Origin of the sequence: Cognatishimia sp., from assembly GCF_964229375.1 — a bacterium.
Lineage (GTDB): Bacteria > Pseudomonadota > Alphaproteobacteria > Rhodobacterales > Rhodobacteraceae > Cognatishimia.
In genome coordinates, this window is the sequence record NZ_CAXREH010000076.1 from 1 (window position 1) to 16,896 (window position 16,896).

The 16,896-nt window shown below is 58.5% G+C and carries 17 protein-coding genes; 11 read left to right on the top strand and 6 right to left on the bottom strand.

All coding sequences use genetic code 11. The annotated features are described in order from the left end of the window. On the top strand, window positions 1–1,733 hold a 1,733-nt coding region (dnaE, locus tag ACEQWH_RS06045; protein WP_370228885.1), incomplete at its 5' end, for a DNA polymerase III subunit alpha. Between the two features lie 2 nt (window positions 1,734–1,735). On the opposite strand, the gene ACEQWH_RS06050 is transcribed toward dnaE, so the two are convergent. Continuing rightward, on the bottom strand, window positions 1,736–1,930 hold the full coding sequence (locus ACEQWH_RS06050) for a SlyX family protein (RefSeq protein WP_370228887.1): 195 nt from the start codon (window positions 1,928–1,930) through the stop codon (window positions 1,736–1,738). A gap of 245 nt (window positions 1,931–2,175) precedes the next feature. Between ACEQWH_RS06050 and hisS the strand changes: the two genes are divergently transcribed. From hisS to hisG, 3 genes are read left to right on the top strand one after another with little or no spacing between them, the layout of a single operon-like run. Further along, the gene (gene hisS / locus ACEQWH_RS06055) at window positions 2,176–3,669 is read left to right on the top strand and encodes a histidine--tRNA ligase (protein ID WP_370228889.1); all 1,494 of its coding nucleotides are present in this window, start codon (window positions 2,176–2,178) and stop codon (window positions 3,667–3,669) included. A 4-nt stretch (window positions 3,670–3,673) separates the two neighbouring features. Beyond that, on the top strand, window positions 3,674–4,759 hold the full coding sequence (locus ACEQWH_RS06060; protein WP_370228890.1) for an ATP phosphoribosyltransferase regulatory subunit: 1,086 nt from the start codon (window positions 3,674–3,676) through the stop codon (window positions 4,757–4,759). Next, complete coding sequence (hisG, locus tag ACEQWH_RS06065) at window positions 4,756–5,454, top strand: ATP phosphoribosyltransferase (protein ID WP_370228892.1); 699 nt, start codon at window positions 4,756–4,758, stop codon at window positions 5,452–5,454. Before ACEQWH_RS06060 ends, hisG begins: the two co-directional genes overlap by 4 nt. A 60-nt stretch (window positions 5,455–5,514) precedes the next feature. Here the strand turns inward: hisG and ACEQWH_RS06070 are convergent, their stop codons facing one another. After that, window positions 5,515–7,281: a trypsin-like peptidase domain-containing protein gene (locus ACEQWH_RS06070; RefSeq protein WP_370228893.1), complete on the bottom strand. Its 1,767-nt coding sequence runs from the start codon at window positions 7,279–7,281 to the stop codon at window positions 5,515–5,517. Window positions 7,282–7,437: 156 nt separating this feature from the next. Here ACEQWH_RS06070 and ACEQWH_RS06075 point away from each other — a divergent pair, with 156 nt between their 5' ends. From ACEQWH_RS06075 to glyS, 3 genes are read left to right on the top strand one after another with little or no spacing between them, the layout of a single operon-like run. Then, window positions 7,438–8,364, top strand: a complete 927-nt coding sequence (locus tag ACEQWH_RS06075) for a glycine--tRNA ligase subunit alpha (RefSeq protein WP_370228894.1) — start codon at window positions 7,438–7,440, stop codon at window positions 8,362–8,364. Continuing rightward, entirely contained in the window at window positions 8,361–8,885 is a 525-nt protein-coding gene (locus tag ACEQWH_RS06080) for a DUF6446 family protein (RefSeq protein WP_370228896.1), read from the top strand. The genes ACEQWH_RS06075 and ACEQWH_RS06080 overlap by 4 nt, the downstream gene beginning before the upstream one ends. 5 nt (window positions 8,886–8,890) lie before the next feature. Further along, window positions 8,891–10,942: a glycine--tRNA ligase subunit beta gene (glyS, locus tag ACEQWH_RS06085; protein ID WP_370228898.1), complete on the top strand. Its 2,052-nt coding sequence runs from the start codon at window positions 8,891–8,893 to the stop codon at window positions 10,940–10,942. Here glyS and ACEQWH_RS06090 read toward each other — a convergent pair. The 4 genes from ACEQWH_RS06090 to ACEQWH_RS06105 are packed head-to-tail and all read right to left on the bottom strand — an operon-like array spanning window position 10,939 to window position 13,636. Continuing rightward, complete coding sequence (locus ACEQWH_RS06090) at window positions 10,939–11,649, bottom strand: EI24 domain-containing protein (protein ID WP_370228900.1); 711 nt, start codon at window positions 11,647–11,649, stop codon at window positions 10,939–10,941. The two genes, glyS and ACEQWH_RS06090, sit on opposite strands and share 4 nt — an antisense overlap. Next, window positions 11,634–12,212 (bottom strand): nitroreductase family protein, encoded by a 579-nt coding sequence (locus ACEQWH_RS06095; RefSeq protein WP_370228902.1) that lies wholly within the window; start codon window positions 12,210–12,212, stop codon window positions 11,634–11,636. Before ACEQWH_RS06095 ends, ACEQWH_RS06090 begins: the two co-directional genes overlap by 16 nt. A 57-nt stretch (window positions 12,213–12,269) precedes the next feature. Beyond that, the gene (locus ACEQWH_RS06100) at window positions 12,270–13,391 is read right to left on the bottom strand and encodes a class II histone deacetylase (RefSeq protein WP_370228903.1); all 1,122 of its coding nucleotides are present in this window, start codon (window positions 13,389–13,391) and stop codon (window positions 12,270–12,272) included. 11 nt (window positions 13,392–13,402) lie between these two features. Next, the gene (locus ACEQWH_RS06105; protein ID WP_370228904.1) at window positions 13,403–13,636 is read right to left on the bottom strand and encodes a hypothetical protein; all 234 of its coding nucleotides are present in this window, start codon (window positions 13,634–13,636) and stop codon (window positions 13,403–13,405) included. 108 nt (window positions 13,637–13,744) lie between these two features. On the opposite strand from ACEQWH_RS06105, the gene ACEQWH_RS06110 reads away from it, so the two are divergent. From ACEQWH_RS06110 to ACEQWH_RS06125, 4 genes are all read left to right on the top strand, one after another. Then, on the top strand, window positions 13,745–14,443 hold the full coding sequence (locus ACEQWH_RS06110; RefSeq protein WP_370228906.1) for a M48 family metalloprotease: 699 nt from the start codon (window positions 13,745–13,747) through the stop codon (window positions 14,441–14,443). After that, the gene (locus tag ACEQWH_RS06115) at window positions 14,444–14,797 is read left to right on the top strand and encodes a YigZ family protein (RefSeq protein ID WP_370228907.1); all 354 of its coding nucleotides are present in this window, start codon (window positions 14,444–14,446) and stop codon (window positions 14,795–14,797) included. It abuts the gene before it with no gap. A 49-nt stretch (window positions 14,798–14,846) separates the two neighbouring features. Further along, complete coding sequence (gene rimO / locus ACEQWH_RS06120; protein WP_370228909.1) at window positions 14,847–16,235, top strand: 30S ribosomal protein S12 methylthiotransferase RimO; 1,389 nt, start codon at window positions 14,847–14,849, stop codon at window positions 16,233–16,235. A 152-nt stretch (window positions 16,236–16,387) separates the two neighbouring features. After that, window positions 16,388–16,896 (top strand): AsmA family protein (locus ACEQWH_RS06125; protein WP_370228911.1); only part of this gene is annotated, 509 nt, incomplete at its 3' end.

Genomic DNA, 16,896 nt, shown 5'->3' on the forward strand with positions numbered 1-16,896 from the left:
ACCCGCCCGAAGGCGCGGTAAACGAGATCAACGCCATCCCGCTGGATGACGAGGCCACCTACAAGCTCTATGCAGCCGCGAAAACCGTCGCCGTGTTCCAGGTGGAATCCACCGGCATGATGGACGCGCTCAAGCGCATGAAACCCACCTGTATCGAAGACATCGTTGCGCTGGTGGCGCTCTATCGGCCGGGCCCGATGGAGAACATCCCGACCTATTGTGAGGTCAAAAACGGGCTACGTGAAATTGAATCCGTACACCCTTTGATCGACCATATTCTTGAGGAAACTCAGGGCATTATCGTCTATCAGGAACAGGTTATGCAGATCGCTCAGGTAATGGCGGGCTACAGCCTTGGCGGCGCCGATCTGCTGCGCCGCGCGATGGGTAAAAAGATCAAAGAGGCGATGGACGCCGAACGCCCGAAGTTCGAGGCAGGCGCTGCCGAAAACGGCGTCGACAAGAAAAAAGCCTCTGAGGTTTTCGACCTTCTCGAGAAATTCGCCAACTACGGTTTTAACAAATCCCACGCAGCGGCCTATGCGGTTGTCAGCTATTACACCGCCTGGCTCAAGGCCAACCACCCGGTCGAGTTCATGGGCGGCGTGATGAACTGCGATATCCACCTGACGGACAAGCTCGCAGTCTATTTCGAGGAAGTCAAAAAGGCGCTGGGCCTGCCATGGGTGCCGCCTTGTGTAAACCGCTCTGACGCGATGTTCACCGTGGTCGATGGCGCTTTGGTCTATGCACTCGGCGCGCTGAAAAACGTCGGTGTCGAAGCCATGACGCTGGTGACCGAAGGGCGCAAAGTGGACGGTGTCGACAAACCCTTCGCCACGCTTTTCGACTTTGCACGCCGCGTGGATTTGAAACGTGTTGGCAAACGCCCGCTCGAGATGCTTGCGCGCTCCGGTGCTTTCGATCAGCTCGACCGCAACCGCCGCAAAGTCTTTGAGAGTCTTGAGCAACTGGTGCAATATTCCGCAGCGATCCACGAACAAAAGGCGTCAAATCAGGTCAGCCTCTTTGGCGAGGCCGGCGATGATCTGCCCGAACCCCGCCTGTCAAAAGTCGCTGATTGGCTGCCCGCCGAAAAGCTCGACGAAGAGGCCAAGGCGATCGGGTTCTTCCTGTCGGGCCACCCGCTTGAGGACTATATGGGCGCGCTCAAACGCAAACAGATCCTGACGCTGGATGAGCTGACCGAAAAAGCCCGCGGAGGCCCCTGTATCGCGAAAATAGCAGGCCGTGTCTCTGGCCGTCAGGAACGCAAATCCGCGCGCGGCAACCGCTTTGCTTTTGCACAACTCTCTGATCCGACAGGCGCTTACGAAATAACCATCTTCAGCGAAACGCTTGAGAAGTCACGCGAATATCTTGATGTTGGATCCAAAGTCGTGGTCACGGCCGAGGCCACAATGGAGGCTGACCAACTCAAACTGCTTGCCAAATCCATCGGCCCGATCGACACGGTGGTGGCCGACGCAGGCAGCGCAGGGCTGCGGATTTTCGTCGAGGGTGTCGAGGCCGTGCCCAATGTCGCCAGCATCCTTGAGCGCGAACGCGAGGCGGCCAAGTCAGGTCCGCGCGGCCCGGTGATCCTGTCTTTGCTCAATCCGGACCTGCCCGGCGATGTCGAGATCGACACTGGCAGCGAATTTCCGGTGAACCCACAAATCAAGGGCGCACTCAAATCCCTGCCGGGGGTGATGGCGGTCGAGGACTACTGAGCCTAGTAATGCGGTGGTCGCTCATCCCCGATGACGATCCCGCCACCGCCTTGGTTTTCCCGATCCGCTTCACGCTCAAGCAGCATCTGAACCCGCCGCTTGAGCAGTTGAAGTTCTGTGTCCTGACGCGCCACGATGTCAGACAGGTCATCCACCGTCCGTGTCAGATGCGCGATTTTTTCTTCGAGCTGTTCCATACGTCCCTCTAGGCCTTTGCGCGCGTCAGAGCAAGCAGGGGCGCTGCCCCTCGGCACTAGAATTTTCGCAAATTCCACCACCTCACCCCGGGAAATTTTGGCAAGAGAAAGACGCGGCTTTTTCTCTTGCCACAAATATCCGCGCCGCAGGCAAGCCCGCAGGGCTTTAGAAGGAGGGCTTTTGGTTGCTTGCCGCAAAGGGGGCTGGTAAGGGGCAGGCATTATTTCAACCAAGGACCAGAGAGATGGCCAAAGTAAAGAAAGCCCCGCGCCCTAAGGCTCAGACGCCCAAGGGTTTCCGCGACTATTTCGGCAGCGAAGTGACTGAACGCGCCGAAATGCTGCATCAGATTGCCGGGGTTTATCATCGCTATGGCTTTGAGGCCTTGGAGAGCTCGGCTGTAGAGACCGTCGAGGCGCTTGGAAAATTCCTTCCGGATGTGGATCGCCCAAACGAGGGCGTCTTTGCCTGGCAAGAGGCGGACGAGGACGGGCAGGGCGACTGGATGGCGCTGCGCTATGATCTGACGGCGCCGCTTGCACGGGTCTATGCGCAGCATCGCAATGACCTGCCAACGCCCTATCGTCGCTATGCTATGGGACCGGTTTGGCGCAATGAAAAACCCGGACCCGGCCGCTATCGTCAGTTCTATCAATGTGATGCGGATACCGTTGGCGCGGCCAGTGTTGCGGCGGATGCAGAAATCTGCGCGATGCTGAGCGATACGTTGGAAACCGTCGGCATTCCTCGCGGCGACTATCTGGTGCGCGTCAATAACCGCAAGGTGCTGAATGGCGTTCTGGAAGCCATGGGGCTGCCAGAGGGGGAAGGCGCGCGAGACAACGTTCTGCGCACCATCGACAAGTTTGACAAGGTTGGCGAAAACGGCGTGCGCGAGTTGCTGACCAAAGGCCGGCTGGATGCATCTGGTGCCTTCATTGACGGTGTTGGTCTGAGCGACGACCAGGCAGAGCCGGTCATCGCGTTCCTTACCTCGAAGGCCGGCGATGTCGCCAAAACCTTTGAAAACCTGCGCGGTGCCGTGGGCAGCTCTGCGATTGGGGCGGAGGGTATTGCCGAGCTGGAACAGATTGGCGATTTGCTGGCCGCAGGCGGCTATGGCGCGGACCGGATCGAGATTGATCCTTCCGTGGTGCGTGGCCTTGGGTATTACACAGGGCCGGTGTTTGAAGCCGAGCTGACGTTTGAGATCTTTGACGAAAAAGGACGCAAGCGGCAGTTTGGGTCTGTGTCTGGCGGAGGACGCTATGACGATTTGGTCAAACGGTTCACAGGACAAGCTGTGCCGGCAACCGGTGTGTCGATTGGCGTGGATCGCCTCTTGGCGGCTTTGCGCGAAAAAGGGCGGATTGGCGGCACGACGACCGGACCGGTGGTTGTGACGGTCATGGACCGCGACCGGATGGCGGATTATCAGGCCATGGTGACCGAACTGCGCAACGCAGGCATTCGCGCGGAAGTCTATCTGGGCAATCCCAAGAACTTCGGCAACCAGTTGAAATATGCAGACAAACGGCATTCGCCGATCGCCGTTATCGAAGGCGGTGACGAGAAGGCCAATGGGGTCATCCAGATCAAGGATTTGATCCTGGGGGCCAAGATTGCCGAAAGCGCGACACTGGAAGAGTGGAAGGAACGCCCTAGCCAGTTCGAAGTGCCTCGTGGCGATCTGGTGGCAAAGGTGCGCGAAATCCTGGCGTCTCAGGCGGAAGGGTAAAGCCATGGCTGACAAAGCACAGATCCGCGCCCGCGCAGCCGCGCTTCGGGCGGGGTTTGAGGCGGCGGGTGCGACCGTTGCCGAAACCTCTGTTTTGCAACCTGCCGAGGTGCTTCTGGACCTTTATGGCGAGGACATTCGCGGTCGCGCCTATGTGACCTCTGATGCGCTGCTGGGCGAGCAGATGCTGCGCCCGGACTTTACGGTGCCCGTGGTGCAGATGCATATGGCACATGGGGCCGAACCTGCGCGCTATACTTATTCCGGCGAGGTGTTTCGCCGTCAGGAAGACGACACCAGCCGTGCCAATGAATACACGCAGGTCGGCTATGAGGTCTTTGATCGCGAAAACCCTGCGGCGGCGGATGCCGAGGTTTTCACGCTTGTGCGTGACGCGGTGGCGCATTTGGATCTGCGGGCGGCAACTGGCGACATTGGGTTGTTGGCCGCGGCGGTCGCGGGGCTGGATACAACAGAGCGGCGCAAAACCGCTTTGGCGCGTCATCTGTGGCGTCCGCGCCGGTTCCGTGCCTTGCTAGAGCGCTTTTCCAAACCGACGCCAGCCGACAGCCATCGTGCGCGTTTGGCTGCGGCGGGCGATCCCTTTGAAGGGGCTGGCGCTATGATCGGTCTGCGGGATCAAAGCGAGATAGAGGCCCGCATCGCGGCCTTTAAGGAAGACGCCGAAGCCGCGCCGATTTCAGCCAGTCAGGTTGAGCTGATCGATGATCTGTTGAACGTGCGAGAGACCCTGCCAGTTGCTTTGAACCGACTGCGCGACATTGCGGTGGACATGCCTGCGATCAGCGGCGCGATCACCCGGCTGGAGTTGCGGATACGGGCGCTGGCAGATCGCGGCGTGGACGTTGAATCGTTGGAATTTGAGGCCAGCTATGGTCGCACCAGCATGGAATATTACGACGGCTTCGTCTTTGGGTTCTATTCCGATGCGCAAGGCGACTTGCCTGCAGTCGCCTCTGGTGGGCGCTATGATGCGCTGACGCGGGTTTTGGGGCAGGGCAATGAGATTCCGGCTGTTGGCGGTGTCATCCGCCCTGAAGTGGTTCTGAAACTGGAGGGCGCGGCATGACGATTAAATTGGGCGTGCCGTCAAAAGGCCGGTTGATGGAAAAGACGTTTGACTGGTTTGGCGCACGCGGCATTGCGCTGGCCCGAACGGGCTCCGATCGTGAATACGCCGGACGGGTTGACGGAATCGACGGTGTCGAACTGGTGCTGCTGAGCGCAGGCGAGATCCCGCGTGAATTGGCCGCTGGTCGCATTCATCTGGGTGTGACGGGCACGGATCTGGTGCGTGAAAAGCTGGGAATGTGGGAGCAGCAGGTCAAAGAGCTGGCGCCTCTTGGTTTTGGTGGTGCAGATCTGATTCTGGCGGTGCCAAGCTGTTGGGTGGATGTGGAAACGCTGGATGATCTGGATGCGGTTGCCGCGGCCTTTCGCAAAACCCATGGGTTCCGCTTGCGGATTGCCACGAAATACCACCGGCTTGTGCGCGAGTTCCTGCGCGATGCGGGTGTGGCGGATTATCAGTTGGTCGACAGCCAAGGTGCGACCGAAGGAACGATCAAGAACCTGACAGCAGAGGCGGTGGCGGACATCACCTCGACAGGCGAGACCTTGCGGGCCAATCACCTGAAGATCTTGTCGGATGGCCTGATGCTGAAGTCTCAGGCAACGCTGTTTAAGTCGCGCAAAGCCGAGGTGGACGACGCAGACAAAGCCGTTCTGCGTCGCTTGATTGACCAGCTCGACCTGGAAGGCTGACCCCAAAAAAAGCCCCGGCGCAAAGGCTCGGGGCTTTTTTAATTTCGGAACTGGTTTTGCTTACCAGCAGCTGACCAGCACGGTCATTTCACCCGCATATTCTGTCAGATCCACCGGATCCAACGCACCGATCTGATCGCCGCTTGCCGCATTCAGGCCAGAGGCCGCCAGCAACGCTTGGATCGCCTCGGAGTCGGCAGTGAGGCTGACATCGTTTGGCAACTGACGCGCGTTCGCTTCGCGGGCCATCAGCATGCCGACGACATTGCCGCTGATGTCAAAGACCGGGCCGCCTGCATCGCCAGGCTGCGGGGCCAGAGACAGACGTGTCTGGTCCAGCTCGCCACCAAGCCCGCGCAGGTCTTGCACAGTGCCATAGGTCAGAGTGGGCGCGCCAAGCAGACCCTCAAAGGAATACCCCGCAACAGCAACTTCCGACGTGCGCGGCAGGCTTGACGAGCGGAAGGTGGCCACGGAAATCGGCGCGATGCTGTCTTTCGGGCGCAGAACCGCGATGCCGAGGGCGTCTTCCTGGCCAACAACATCGGCCTCATAGTCCTGATTGACCGTCACGCGTTGACACTCTCCGACGGCTTCTGTGGTTGTGACCACAGTGCCTGACCCATCGGTAAAGAAGCCTGTGCGCGAAAACTTGGGACGGCGCACTTCGAGGCCTGACAGCAAGTCGATGTCATCAAGCAGCTCTAGCCCAGCATCTGGCGCCAGCGTGCCGCCGATGCGGGTAAAGGACGCTTGCATTTCGCCAAGGATGCGGCGGCGGCGTTCTTCGTCGCCTGTCGGCCATACCAGCGTAAAGCCTTTGATCTGTCCATCACGCAGGCCGACTTCGGTATATGAGACGATATTGTCGTCAGTGCCTTCCAGCATAAAGCCGTTCCGGTTCAGCTTTCGTGGGCCGTCCAGAGGCACGATTGTGAGGGTCTGCATGATTTCATAAAGGCCTGCCAGTGTTGTCCGGCTGCCGTCCTGAGAAATCAGGATCACCTGCGCATCGATGTCACCTTTGGGCTTGAATGTGACGAAGGGATAGATCGGATTGCTTTTTGTTACGACGCCGGTCGGGATCTGGATTTCGATGCCAGAGTCAAACTCTGTGACCAGACGCATATCCATGCCGTCCAGGATCGCGTTATAGGCGGTTAGGATTTCGGCACGCTGCAACGTCGACATAATGCCCGTGGCCTCATAGCCGTTGTCCTCTTGCCATGCGGCCATGGCGCGGCGTGTGCCCCGCCCATAGGCCCCGTCAATCGCGGAATTGTAAAACCCAGCCCATTGCAGCAACCGTTGCAGATCTTTCTTCTGCTCGCGGTTCAGCTGGTTTTCCGACGCGCGCGCCTCGGCCACGGTTTCACCGGGGTCGCGGAATTCGGGCTCTTGGGGCTCGACCACTTCGGGGACAACCGCAACCTGTTCGGGCTCTGATGTGTCCTCAGTGGTCTCAGTCACCGTGGGTGTCGTCGTCGCGACCACCGCGTTGCCCAAAGGCCAGAACTGGCTTTCAAAGGCGGATGAAAAGGTGATGTAGGAATCACGTGGGATCAGGTTGCGTCGCCGCAGGTCGCGCAGGGTGCGATCTGCTGTGGCGCGATCAAACGGGCCAAGCGCAATGGCATACCAGCCACCGCCAAGGGCAAAGCCATTCACATTTTCCAGGCTCTGAGCAAATTCCTGCGCCTCAACTGTGGCTTCGGTCAGGCTGGGGCGGGCTTTGATCTGTACCCAGACACCTTCATTGGACTGCGCCATCGCGAATTGCGCGCCGAGCAGCAGGGCAATCACAAAAGAAAGAAACTTAAATCGCATTGTTAACATGGCCCTTTGGCTACGGAAATTTCCTGTCCCGCGCAGTTTTACCATTTCTCAAAGGGCATGCACTCGAAAATTGACCTTTCGTGCAATTGACCCGCCCTTGTGTTGCGCATAGGAACTAGACGCGTTTGATATGGGCAAGGCAGAGCAATGACAGACGGTAAACCCAAGTCTTTCCAAGAGATCATTTTACGTCTTCAGGCGTATTGGGCGTCCAAAGGCTGCGCCATCATGCAACCTTATGACATGGAAGTGGGCGCGGGTACCTTTCACCCGGCGACGACCCTCAGGTCTTTGGGCAGCAAACCTTGGGCTGCGGCCTATGTGCAACCTTCGCGTCGCCCGACGGATGGTCGCTATGGCGAGAACCCGAACCGGTTGCAGCACTACTATCAGTATCAGGTTCTGATCAAACCAAGCCCACCGAACCTTCAGGCGCTTTATCTTGGCTCGCTTGAGGCGATCGGCATCGACATGGAGTTGCACGACATTCGGTTTGTGGAAGACGACTGGGAAAGCCCGACTTTGGGCGCCTGGGGTCTTGGCTGGGAAGTCTGGTGCGACGGCATGGAAGTCAGCCAGTTCACCTATTTCCAGCAGGTTGGTGGGCATGATTGTCACCCTGTTTCCGGCGAGCTGACGTACGGCTTGGAACGACTGGCGATGTATGTCCTGGGCGTGGATCACGTTATGGATATGCCGTTCAATGACCCCGATGCGCCGATTGCGCTGTCCTATGGCGACGTGTTCAAGCAAACCGAAGAAGAATACGCGCGTTGGAACTTTGATGTGGCCAACACAGACGTTCTGCTGCGCCACTTTGAAGAAGCCGAGGCCGAGTGCGAGGCGATCCTTAGTCAGGCGCATGACGACCACAAAACCGGCAAGCGCATTATCATGGCGCATCCGGCCTATGACCAATGCATCAAGGCCAGCCACATCTTCAACCTTTTGGATGCGCGCGGTGTGATCTCGGTCACTGAACGTCAGGCCTATATTGGCCGCGTGCGTGCCTTGGCCAAGCAATGCGCAGATGCCTTTGTCTTGACCTCAGCAGGTGGTGGAGCAGCCGCGTGAACGGGAAAATCGTCGGAGTTTTCATTCTTATGACGGCACTTGTTGCAGGCGTGGCGCTCTATGTGTTTCAGGTTTATGCGTTTTATGAGCCCGTCGATGCGAGCGGGTCTACGGATGTCGAGATGACGTTGCTGGCAAACAACCAGCCCGAGGCGATCTTGTATGACAACTTTCAGGCCATCGACGCTGACAGCTCTCCGATCCGGTATCGGGCGTGTTTTACCACCACGCTTAGCCAGCCCTTGCTGACCGAGACCTACAAATCCTACGACGCGCCGGTGCCGAAAGTGGCTCCGGGCTGGTTTGACTGTTTTGACGCTGATGAAATTGGCGCGGCCCTGTCCAGCGGAGATGCGCTGGCGTTTCTGGGCACCGAAAATATTCACTATGGCATCGACCGCGTGATCGCTGTGATGCCCGATGGCCGGGGCTTTGCCTGGCACCAGATTAATCAGTGCGGAGAAGTCGTGTTTGACGGCGATCCTGCACCGGCGGGATGTCCGCCACAACCCGAAGGCTGACCGATATGCCCGATCTTCTGATTGAAGTGTTTTCCGAAGAAATCCCAGCGCGTATGCAAACACGCGCGGCCGAGGATCTTAAGAAACGTGTCACCGATGGCCTGGTGGCCGCGGGTTTGACCTATGCGCATGCTTCAGCCTTTTCGACCCCGCGGCGCCTGACCCTTGCGCTGGAGGGGATGCTGGCCGAGAGCCCGACCGTTCGCGAAGAACGCAAAGGTCCGAAAGTCGGCGCACCTGATAAGGCAATCGAAGGCTTTTTGCGCGGCGCAGGTCTGAGCATGGACCAGCTTGAAGAGCGCGACACGCCAAAAGGTGCGGTCTATTTCGCCACCATCGAGAAAGCCGGCCGCCCGGCGGCAGAGATCGTGTCCGAGGTGCTGGAAGAGACAATCCGCAACTTCCCATGGCCCAAGTCGATGCGCTGGGGCGCAGGTGCGCTGCGTTGGGTGCGTCCCTTGCATTCGATCCTGTGCATTATCACCGATGAGGCAGGTACAAACGTCGTGCCGCTGGACATCGACGGCATTGCGTCTGGCGACAGCACCGAAGGGCATCGTTTTATGGGCGAGGGGCGCTTTTCTGTGACCTCTTTTGAGGACTATGAAGCCAAGCTGAAACGTAGCCATGTCATTTTGAACGCCACCGAACGCGCTGAGGCGATTTGGGCGGATGCGCAGAATCTGGCCTTCGCGCAGGGCTTGGAAGTGGTTGAAGACAAAGGTCTTTTGGCCGAGGTCGCGGGGCTGGTGGAATGGCCTGTGACGCTGATGGGCGATATTGCCGATGATTTCCTGGGGCTGCCGCCCGAGGTTCTTCAGACCTCGATGAAAGAGCATCAGAAGTTCTTCTCGGTGAAAAACCCAAAGACCGGCCGCATTGAAAAATTCATCACGGTGGCAAACCGTGAAACCAAGGATCAGGGCGCCACGATCCTTGCGGGCAACCAAAAGGTTCTGTTTGCGCGTCTGTCAGATGCCAAGTTCTTCTGGGAAAACGATGTGCGCGTCGCGAAAACCGGTGCGGCAGAATGGCTGGCCAAACTGAACAACGTGACCTTCCACAACAAGCTTGGCTCTGTTGGCGAACGCATTGACCGCATCGCGGCCCTCAGCCGCGAGATTGCGCCGATTGTCGGTGCAGACGCGGATCTGGCCGAGAAAGCCGCGCGTTGGGCGAAGGCCGACCTGAATTCGGAAATGGTGTATGAATTCCCCGAACTGCAGGGCCTGATGGGGCGCTATTACGCGGAATTTGCGGGCCATGAAGCCGAGGTGGCCGCCGCCGCCGTCGAGCATTATTCGCCGCTTGGCCCCTCTGATGACGTGCCAACCGCGCCTGTGTCGGTGGCGGTCTCGCTGGCTGAAAAGCTGGATGTTCTGACAGGGTTCTGGGCAATTGATGAAAAGCCGACGGGATCAAAAGACCCGTTCGCTCTGCGCCGTGCGGCCTTGGGTGTTATTCGGTTGGTTTTGACCAATGGTCTCACATTGCCACTGAAATCTTTGCCATTGCGGGATGACGCGGATCTGACCGACCTCCTCTCCTTCTTCCACGACCGCCTCAAAGTCTTCCTGCGCGATCAGGGCATTCGCCATGACGTGATCGACGCCTGTATTGCGATGGATGGCAATGACGACATCGCTTTGTTGGTGAACCGCGCGCAGGCGCTTCAGGCGTTCCTTGGCACGGACGACGGGGAAAACCTGCTGCAAGGGTTCAAACGCGCCAACAACATTCTGTCGCAGGCCGAGGCCAAAGACGGTGTCGAATACTCTTTTGGGGCGGACCTTAAATTTGCAGAGGACGCGGCCGAGAAAGATCTGTTCACGGCGCTGGACAAGTTTGAAGCACCGATTGCCGAGGCCATCCGTGGCGAGGATTTCGCCGCTGCTATGGCAGGGCTTGCGGGTCTGCGGGCACCGATTGATGCGTTCTTTGAGGCCGTGCAGGTTAACAGCGACAACGACGTGGTGCGTCGCAATCGCCTGAACCTGCTGAACCGGATCCGCGTGCTGTGCGGCTCTGTGGCCGATCTCACAAAGGTCGAAGGCTAACGTTCAATCGTGCCTTCGAGCTTGTGAAAAATATGGGTGAATGTTGCAGCCCCAAGGATCGGGATCAACAGGTTCACCAAAGGCACTGAGAGCGGGATCGCCATCAGCGTTCCTGCAACCCATATGGTGGCGAAGTGCTCTCGCCGCATCTCTTTTGCACCCGCGCGCCCGATGCGCCGCATGGCGGCAACAAAAAAATATTCGCGCCCCAGTAGAAACCCGTTAAGCCCCCAAAAGATCAGTGGGGCGAATGGGGGCAGTGCCAGATAAAGCAGCAACGCCAAAACGTTAGCCGCAACCAGAATCCCCAAAAAGTTCACCGTGTCTTTGAGGGCATCGCCAAAGGGCACGGACTCGGCGTCTGGCAAATAGCGATAGTGGCGGTCCTCGACAGCACCCGCGATGCGGTCCAAAAACAGGGAGGTGAACGCCGACGCCACGGGCACCATCAGAAACACCGACAGCAGCAAGATCGCAAACAGCGAGGTTGCATTGATCAGCGTGGCGCCCCAGCCGCCTTCGCCCAAGGCAGAGGCGGCCAGGTCATAAAGGCCAAGCGTGTTCAGGATTGCTAAGAGGCCAAAGTATGATGCCACCAAAAGTGTCAGTGTCAGGCCAAGGCCCATAAACAGGACGCCGCGAAAACGCGCGTCTCCAATTTGCCCCAAGGCGCTGAAAAAGCTGGAAAAGATCAGGCCGAGTGCCATGTGACTTTACCCTCCATATCTGGGCGAGGGCGCTCGGGTGGCGTGGCCTTTTCGGTGCCGATATGGATCAGCCCCGCAACGCGCTCATGCGGTGTCAGCCCAAGTCCGGTTTCCACACCAGTGCGGTCGGGGCTGGCCCAGCCCGACAGCCAGTTCGCGCCCCAACCCGCAGCAAGGGCGGCGTTCAAAAGCGCCAGACACACGGCACCGGCTGAATAGGTCTGCTCGATAGCAGGGATTTTTTCAGACAGCACCGGGCTTTCCACCACAACCACCGCAAGGCCGCTGGTTTCAAACTGCAGCGCGCCTTTGTCGATGTCGGCCTGATCCTTGCCCAAGCGTGCGCCACACTCCCGTGCCAACGGAGCGAGGGCCGCAAGCGCTGTGCGGTCCAGGACCATCAGGCGCCAAGGCTCAAGTTTGCCGTGATCCGGAGTGCGCAGCGCGGCCTGCAAGATTGGGGTCAGCGCATCGCGATCCGGTACTGGATCGATCAGCGTCTTTTGTGGCCGCGACCGGCGCGTCAGCAGAAACTCAAGAGCGGCTGGATTGGGATCAGGCATTATGGCGGGCCTTTCAGAATGAATGCTCCGCCAGATGTCATTGTTCTTGCCGCGATTTCAACCTTTGGGTGGCGGGTTTTTAAAGGTTTCCGCCATTTCGCGGATCAGCTCTGCATGAAAGTCCTGCAAGCGCGCGTTCGGCTGGCGGACACGTAAGGTGGCCTCCATAGGGTCAGGCGCGCTGATGTCGCTTTGCGCCAGCTCCGTCATCACGGCATGACCGCAGAAAGGCACATAGGCCTCGGAATAGCCGCCTTCATGCACACAGACGACGCGCCCGTCGCAGAATTCGTCGGCCAATGTCATGATCTGACGGGTCATGGCCGCAAAGGTCTCGGCCGTAGCCATCATACGGGACAGCGGGTCAAAGGCCGCCGCGTCAAAGCCGCAGGCAACCACGATCATGTCCGGGTTAAACGCGCGCAGGGCTGGCAGGACGATCTCTTCCATCGCCAGCAGGTACCCTGCATGGCCCATCCCCGGGGGCAGTGGGACATTGATGTTGGCCCCTAATCCCTCACCTCGGCCCCGGTCTTCGACATCGCCGGTGTCCAAGGGATAGTTCTTTTCCTGATGGAGCGAAATCGTCAGAACATCACTGCGTTCATAGTAAACGGCTTCGGTGCCATTGCCGTGATGCACGTCCCAATCCAGCACTGCGACACGCGGGATATCCCCCTCTGCTTGCGCCGCTTCGATTGCGATTGCGATGTTGTTCAGCAGGCAGAACCCATTGGGCCAATCCGGCAAACAATGGTGGCCGGGCGGGCGACAGAGGGCATAGGCATTGTCCAGCTCGCCTTTTGCGACGGCGGCGACCGCAGCTTTGGCAAGCCCAGCCGAGCGGGATGCGATTTCAAAGGCGCCGGGGCCAAAAGGTGTACGCAAGCCCAGCTCGCCACCGCCAGCATCTGAGGCGGATTTGAATTCGGTCAGATAGCTTTCCGGATGCACGCGGAGCAGATCGTCCCACGTGACATAATCTGCGCCAGACATCACCAGGTCTTTTGACAGGCCCGTGACATCCAGCAAATTACGAAACCGGCGTTTCGTCTCGGGGCCTTCGGGCAGGCCACCGGCCACCAAGGGCTGTACCAGCCCACCGACCGGCAAGGTCAGTGCATAGTTTCCCCCGGAATGCCAAAAGGTCTCTTCCGCCCAAAAAAATCCTGTCGCCATGTCGCCCTCTTTTAGTCGCGTGCGATTTTATAAACGCCTTCCGGCAGATCCAGTGCTGCGGCAAGGTCTTCGGCCATGCTGATCGACAGGGTGATTTTTTGCACCCGGTCGCTGCGTTCGTCATACTGTTCGATCGTGATACAATCCTCAAACAGGTTGATCACCACATCTTCTTGAAGATGCGAGGCTTTTTCATCGACAAGGGTGACGACGGTGCTATCAAATTCGTGCTCGATACTAAACATAGGGTCAGCCTAACGCGACGCCCGAGCATGGCAAGGGGTCATTGGAAAGTGACTTGGAATTGCCGCTTGCCCCCGCCTATAGTCGCAACAGAAAACCGAGGCGTATCGATGCGATTAAAATTTCCCGTTCTTGCGATGGCGGCTGTGGCTGCGCTGGCCGGATGTGTTGAACCCACGGCCGCGCCGCAAACGCAACCGGCCAGAGCCGTTCCCACCGCGACGGATGAGGCGCGTTATGCGCGGGTGGTCAGCCGAATGGAGCCAGTGATCGAATCTGAGTGCCGCGCGCGGGTTTCGGCGCAGGTGAATTGCGATTTTGCGATCATTCTGGATGATGATCCGCGCAAAGGGGCAAATGCCTATCAGACGCTGGATCGCTCAGGCCGTCCGATTCTGGCTTTCACCACCCAGATCCTGCCGGATTTCCAGAATGATGATGAGTTGGCTTTTGTGCTTGGGCATGAGGCGGCGCATCACATTGCAGGCCATATCGCACAAACTCGCAGCACCGCCGTCACAGGCGCCCTTCTGGGTGGGGCACTTGCGGTGGTTCTGGGGGGCGGTCAGTCCGCAGTGGATATTGGTGTCGACCTTGGGTCCACCGTCGGAGCACGTGCGTATTCCAAGGATCATGAACTTGAAGCCGACCGTTTGGGCGCCATTTTGACCCAGCGATCAGGCTATGACGCGCTGCGCGGTGCACAGTTCTTTGAGCGCATCCCAGACCCCGGTGATCGCTTCCTTGGAACCCATCCGCCGAATGATCAGCGCATTGCTGTTGTCACCGAGACCGTCGCGGGTCTTTAGATGAAGCAGATCCTGAATGTTGTAACCGACCGTGGCAGCAAATATGCGGTCAGCGGGATGCCTGTTTCCAACCGAGGTGACGTTGATGCTGCGCTCAAAGCATTGAAGCGTAACAAGAAGTTCGCCAAAGCTACGCACAACACTTGGGCGGCGGTCTTGTCAGACGGCACGCCCCTGAAGGGGGACGACGGTGAAAGCGGTGCTGGACTGGTCATCGTACGGATGCTCGAGCGCGCGGAACTGACGGATCATCTGATCGTCGTCACACGTTGGTACGGTGGGGTCAAACTGGGTGGGGATCGCTTTCGGCGGGTGCAGGACTGCGTGACCGCCTATCTGGATGATCTGGATTAGGTGCAATTGGCAATTCCCAAACTGCGCCAAACCCGCTACATGCCTCCTCATGTCGCAGAACCCTCCCAGCCTTCGCCCGGACCTTGCAAATGCGCAGGTCACCTCTGACACCCGTGCCGGTCAGCCGACCATCGGTATGGTCAGCCTTGGTTGTCCCAAAGCCCTTGTGGACAGCGAACGTATTCTGACCCGTTTGCGTGCCGAGGGCTATGGCGTGTCGCCTGATTATTCCGGCGCTGATGCGGTTATCGTGAACACCTGCGGCTTTCTGGACAGCGCCAAAGCCGAAAGTCTGGATGCCATTGGCGAAGCCCTGACGGAAAACGGTAAGGTGATTGTGACGGGATGTCTGGGGGCAGAACCCGACTATATCCGCGAGCACCATCCGCGAATTCTTGCAGTCACGGGCCCGCATCAATACGAGCAGGTTCTTGATGCGGTACACGACGCAGTGCCGCCGTCGCCCGATCCGTTTATTGACCTGTTGCCAAGTTCCAGCGTGCAACTGACGCCCCGCCATTACAGCTATCTCAAGATTTCTGAGGGCTGTAACCACAAGTGCAAGTTCTGCATTATCCCTGACATGCGCGGCAAGCTTGCCAGCCGTCCGGTTCACGCGGTTCTGCGCGAGGCGGAAAAGCTGGTCCAAGCCGGCGTTAAAGAGCTGTTGGTGATTTCTCAGGACACCTCGGCTTATGGGTTGGATCGGAAATACTCCAGCCATCCATGGAAAGACCGCGAGGTGCGCAGCCACATCACCGATCTGGCGCGCGAGTTGGGGCAGTTTGATGCCTGGGTGCGCCTGCACTACGTGTATCCCTATCCGCACGTCCGCGACCTGATCCCGCTGATGGCAGAGGGCTTGATCCTGCCGTATCTGGATATTCCCTTTCAGCACTCCCATCCCGACACGCTGAAAAGAATGGCACGCCCGGCCCATACCGCGAAAACTCTGGACGAAATCCAGCGGTGGCGTTCGGATTGCCCCGACATCACCCTGCGCTCGACCTTTATTGTGGGGTATCCCGGCGAGACCGAGGCAGAGTTCCAACATCTGCTGGACTGGATGGACGAGGCGCAATTGGATCGTGTGGGTTGCTTTCAATACGAAAATGTCGATGGCGCACGATCTAATGATCTGCCCGATCACGTGGCCCCCGAGGTGAAACAGGACCGTTGGGAGCGTTTCATGGAGAAAGCCCAGTCGATTTCCGAGGCCAAACTGGCCGCCAAAGTGGGCACGGTGCAGCAAGTCATCATTGATGACATCGACGATGACGGCATCGCCACCTGCCGCACCAAAGCTGATGCGCCAGAGATCGACGGCAATCTGTTCATCGATGAAGGCACCGAGGGGTTGTCTGTTGGCGATCTGGTGACCGTGACGGTGGATGAAGCAGGCGAATATGACCTGTGGGGCGTATTGCACGCGTCCTGAGGATGGCGTTTGGGGAACACGCAATGCGTAATTACCTCTTCCCAACCAGCCAATCGGCGAAGTTTCGAGGAAACCAAAGGACAGGCACCTCTGGACTTGCCCCGCACCTGTGCAACCGTTACCCAGTGGGCACGTAAAATTTTGGTGGTTTGATGTTCCGTATCCTGCGCATTCTCTTTGCTATCCTCGTCGTTCTGGTTCTTGCGGTTGGTGCCGTGATTTTCTTTCTGCCGGGCGAACAAATTGCCCGCTTGGCCTCGGATCAGGTCAAAGAGCAATTTGGGCGGGATCTGACCATCGAAGGCGATGTGCAACTGAGCTTTTTCCCGACCTTGGGGATCTCGACCGGACCGGTCACGCTGTCTAACGCGAGCTGGTCTTCGAATGGTCCGATGTTTCAGGCGGAAGGTGCCAAGATCGGCGTAGATGCGATGGCCCTGATTGGCGGTACAACCCATATCAAAAACATCACGCTGACCGCGCCGGATATCTTGCTGGAACAGGATGGAGCGGGGCAGGCCAACTGGGATGATTTCACCGGTCGGTCCGCGGCAGACGCATCCGCCGCGACCGATGAGGGGACCGAAGATAGCGCGGCTTTCACCTTGGATCAGATTCAGATCACCAACGCGCGTATTCGCTATCTGGACCCCAACGGCAC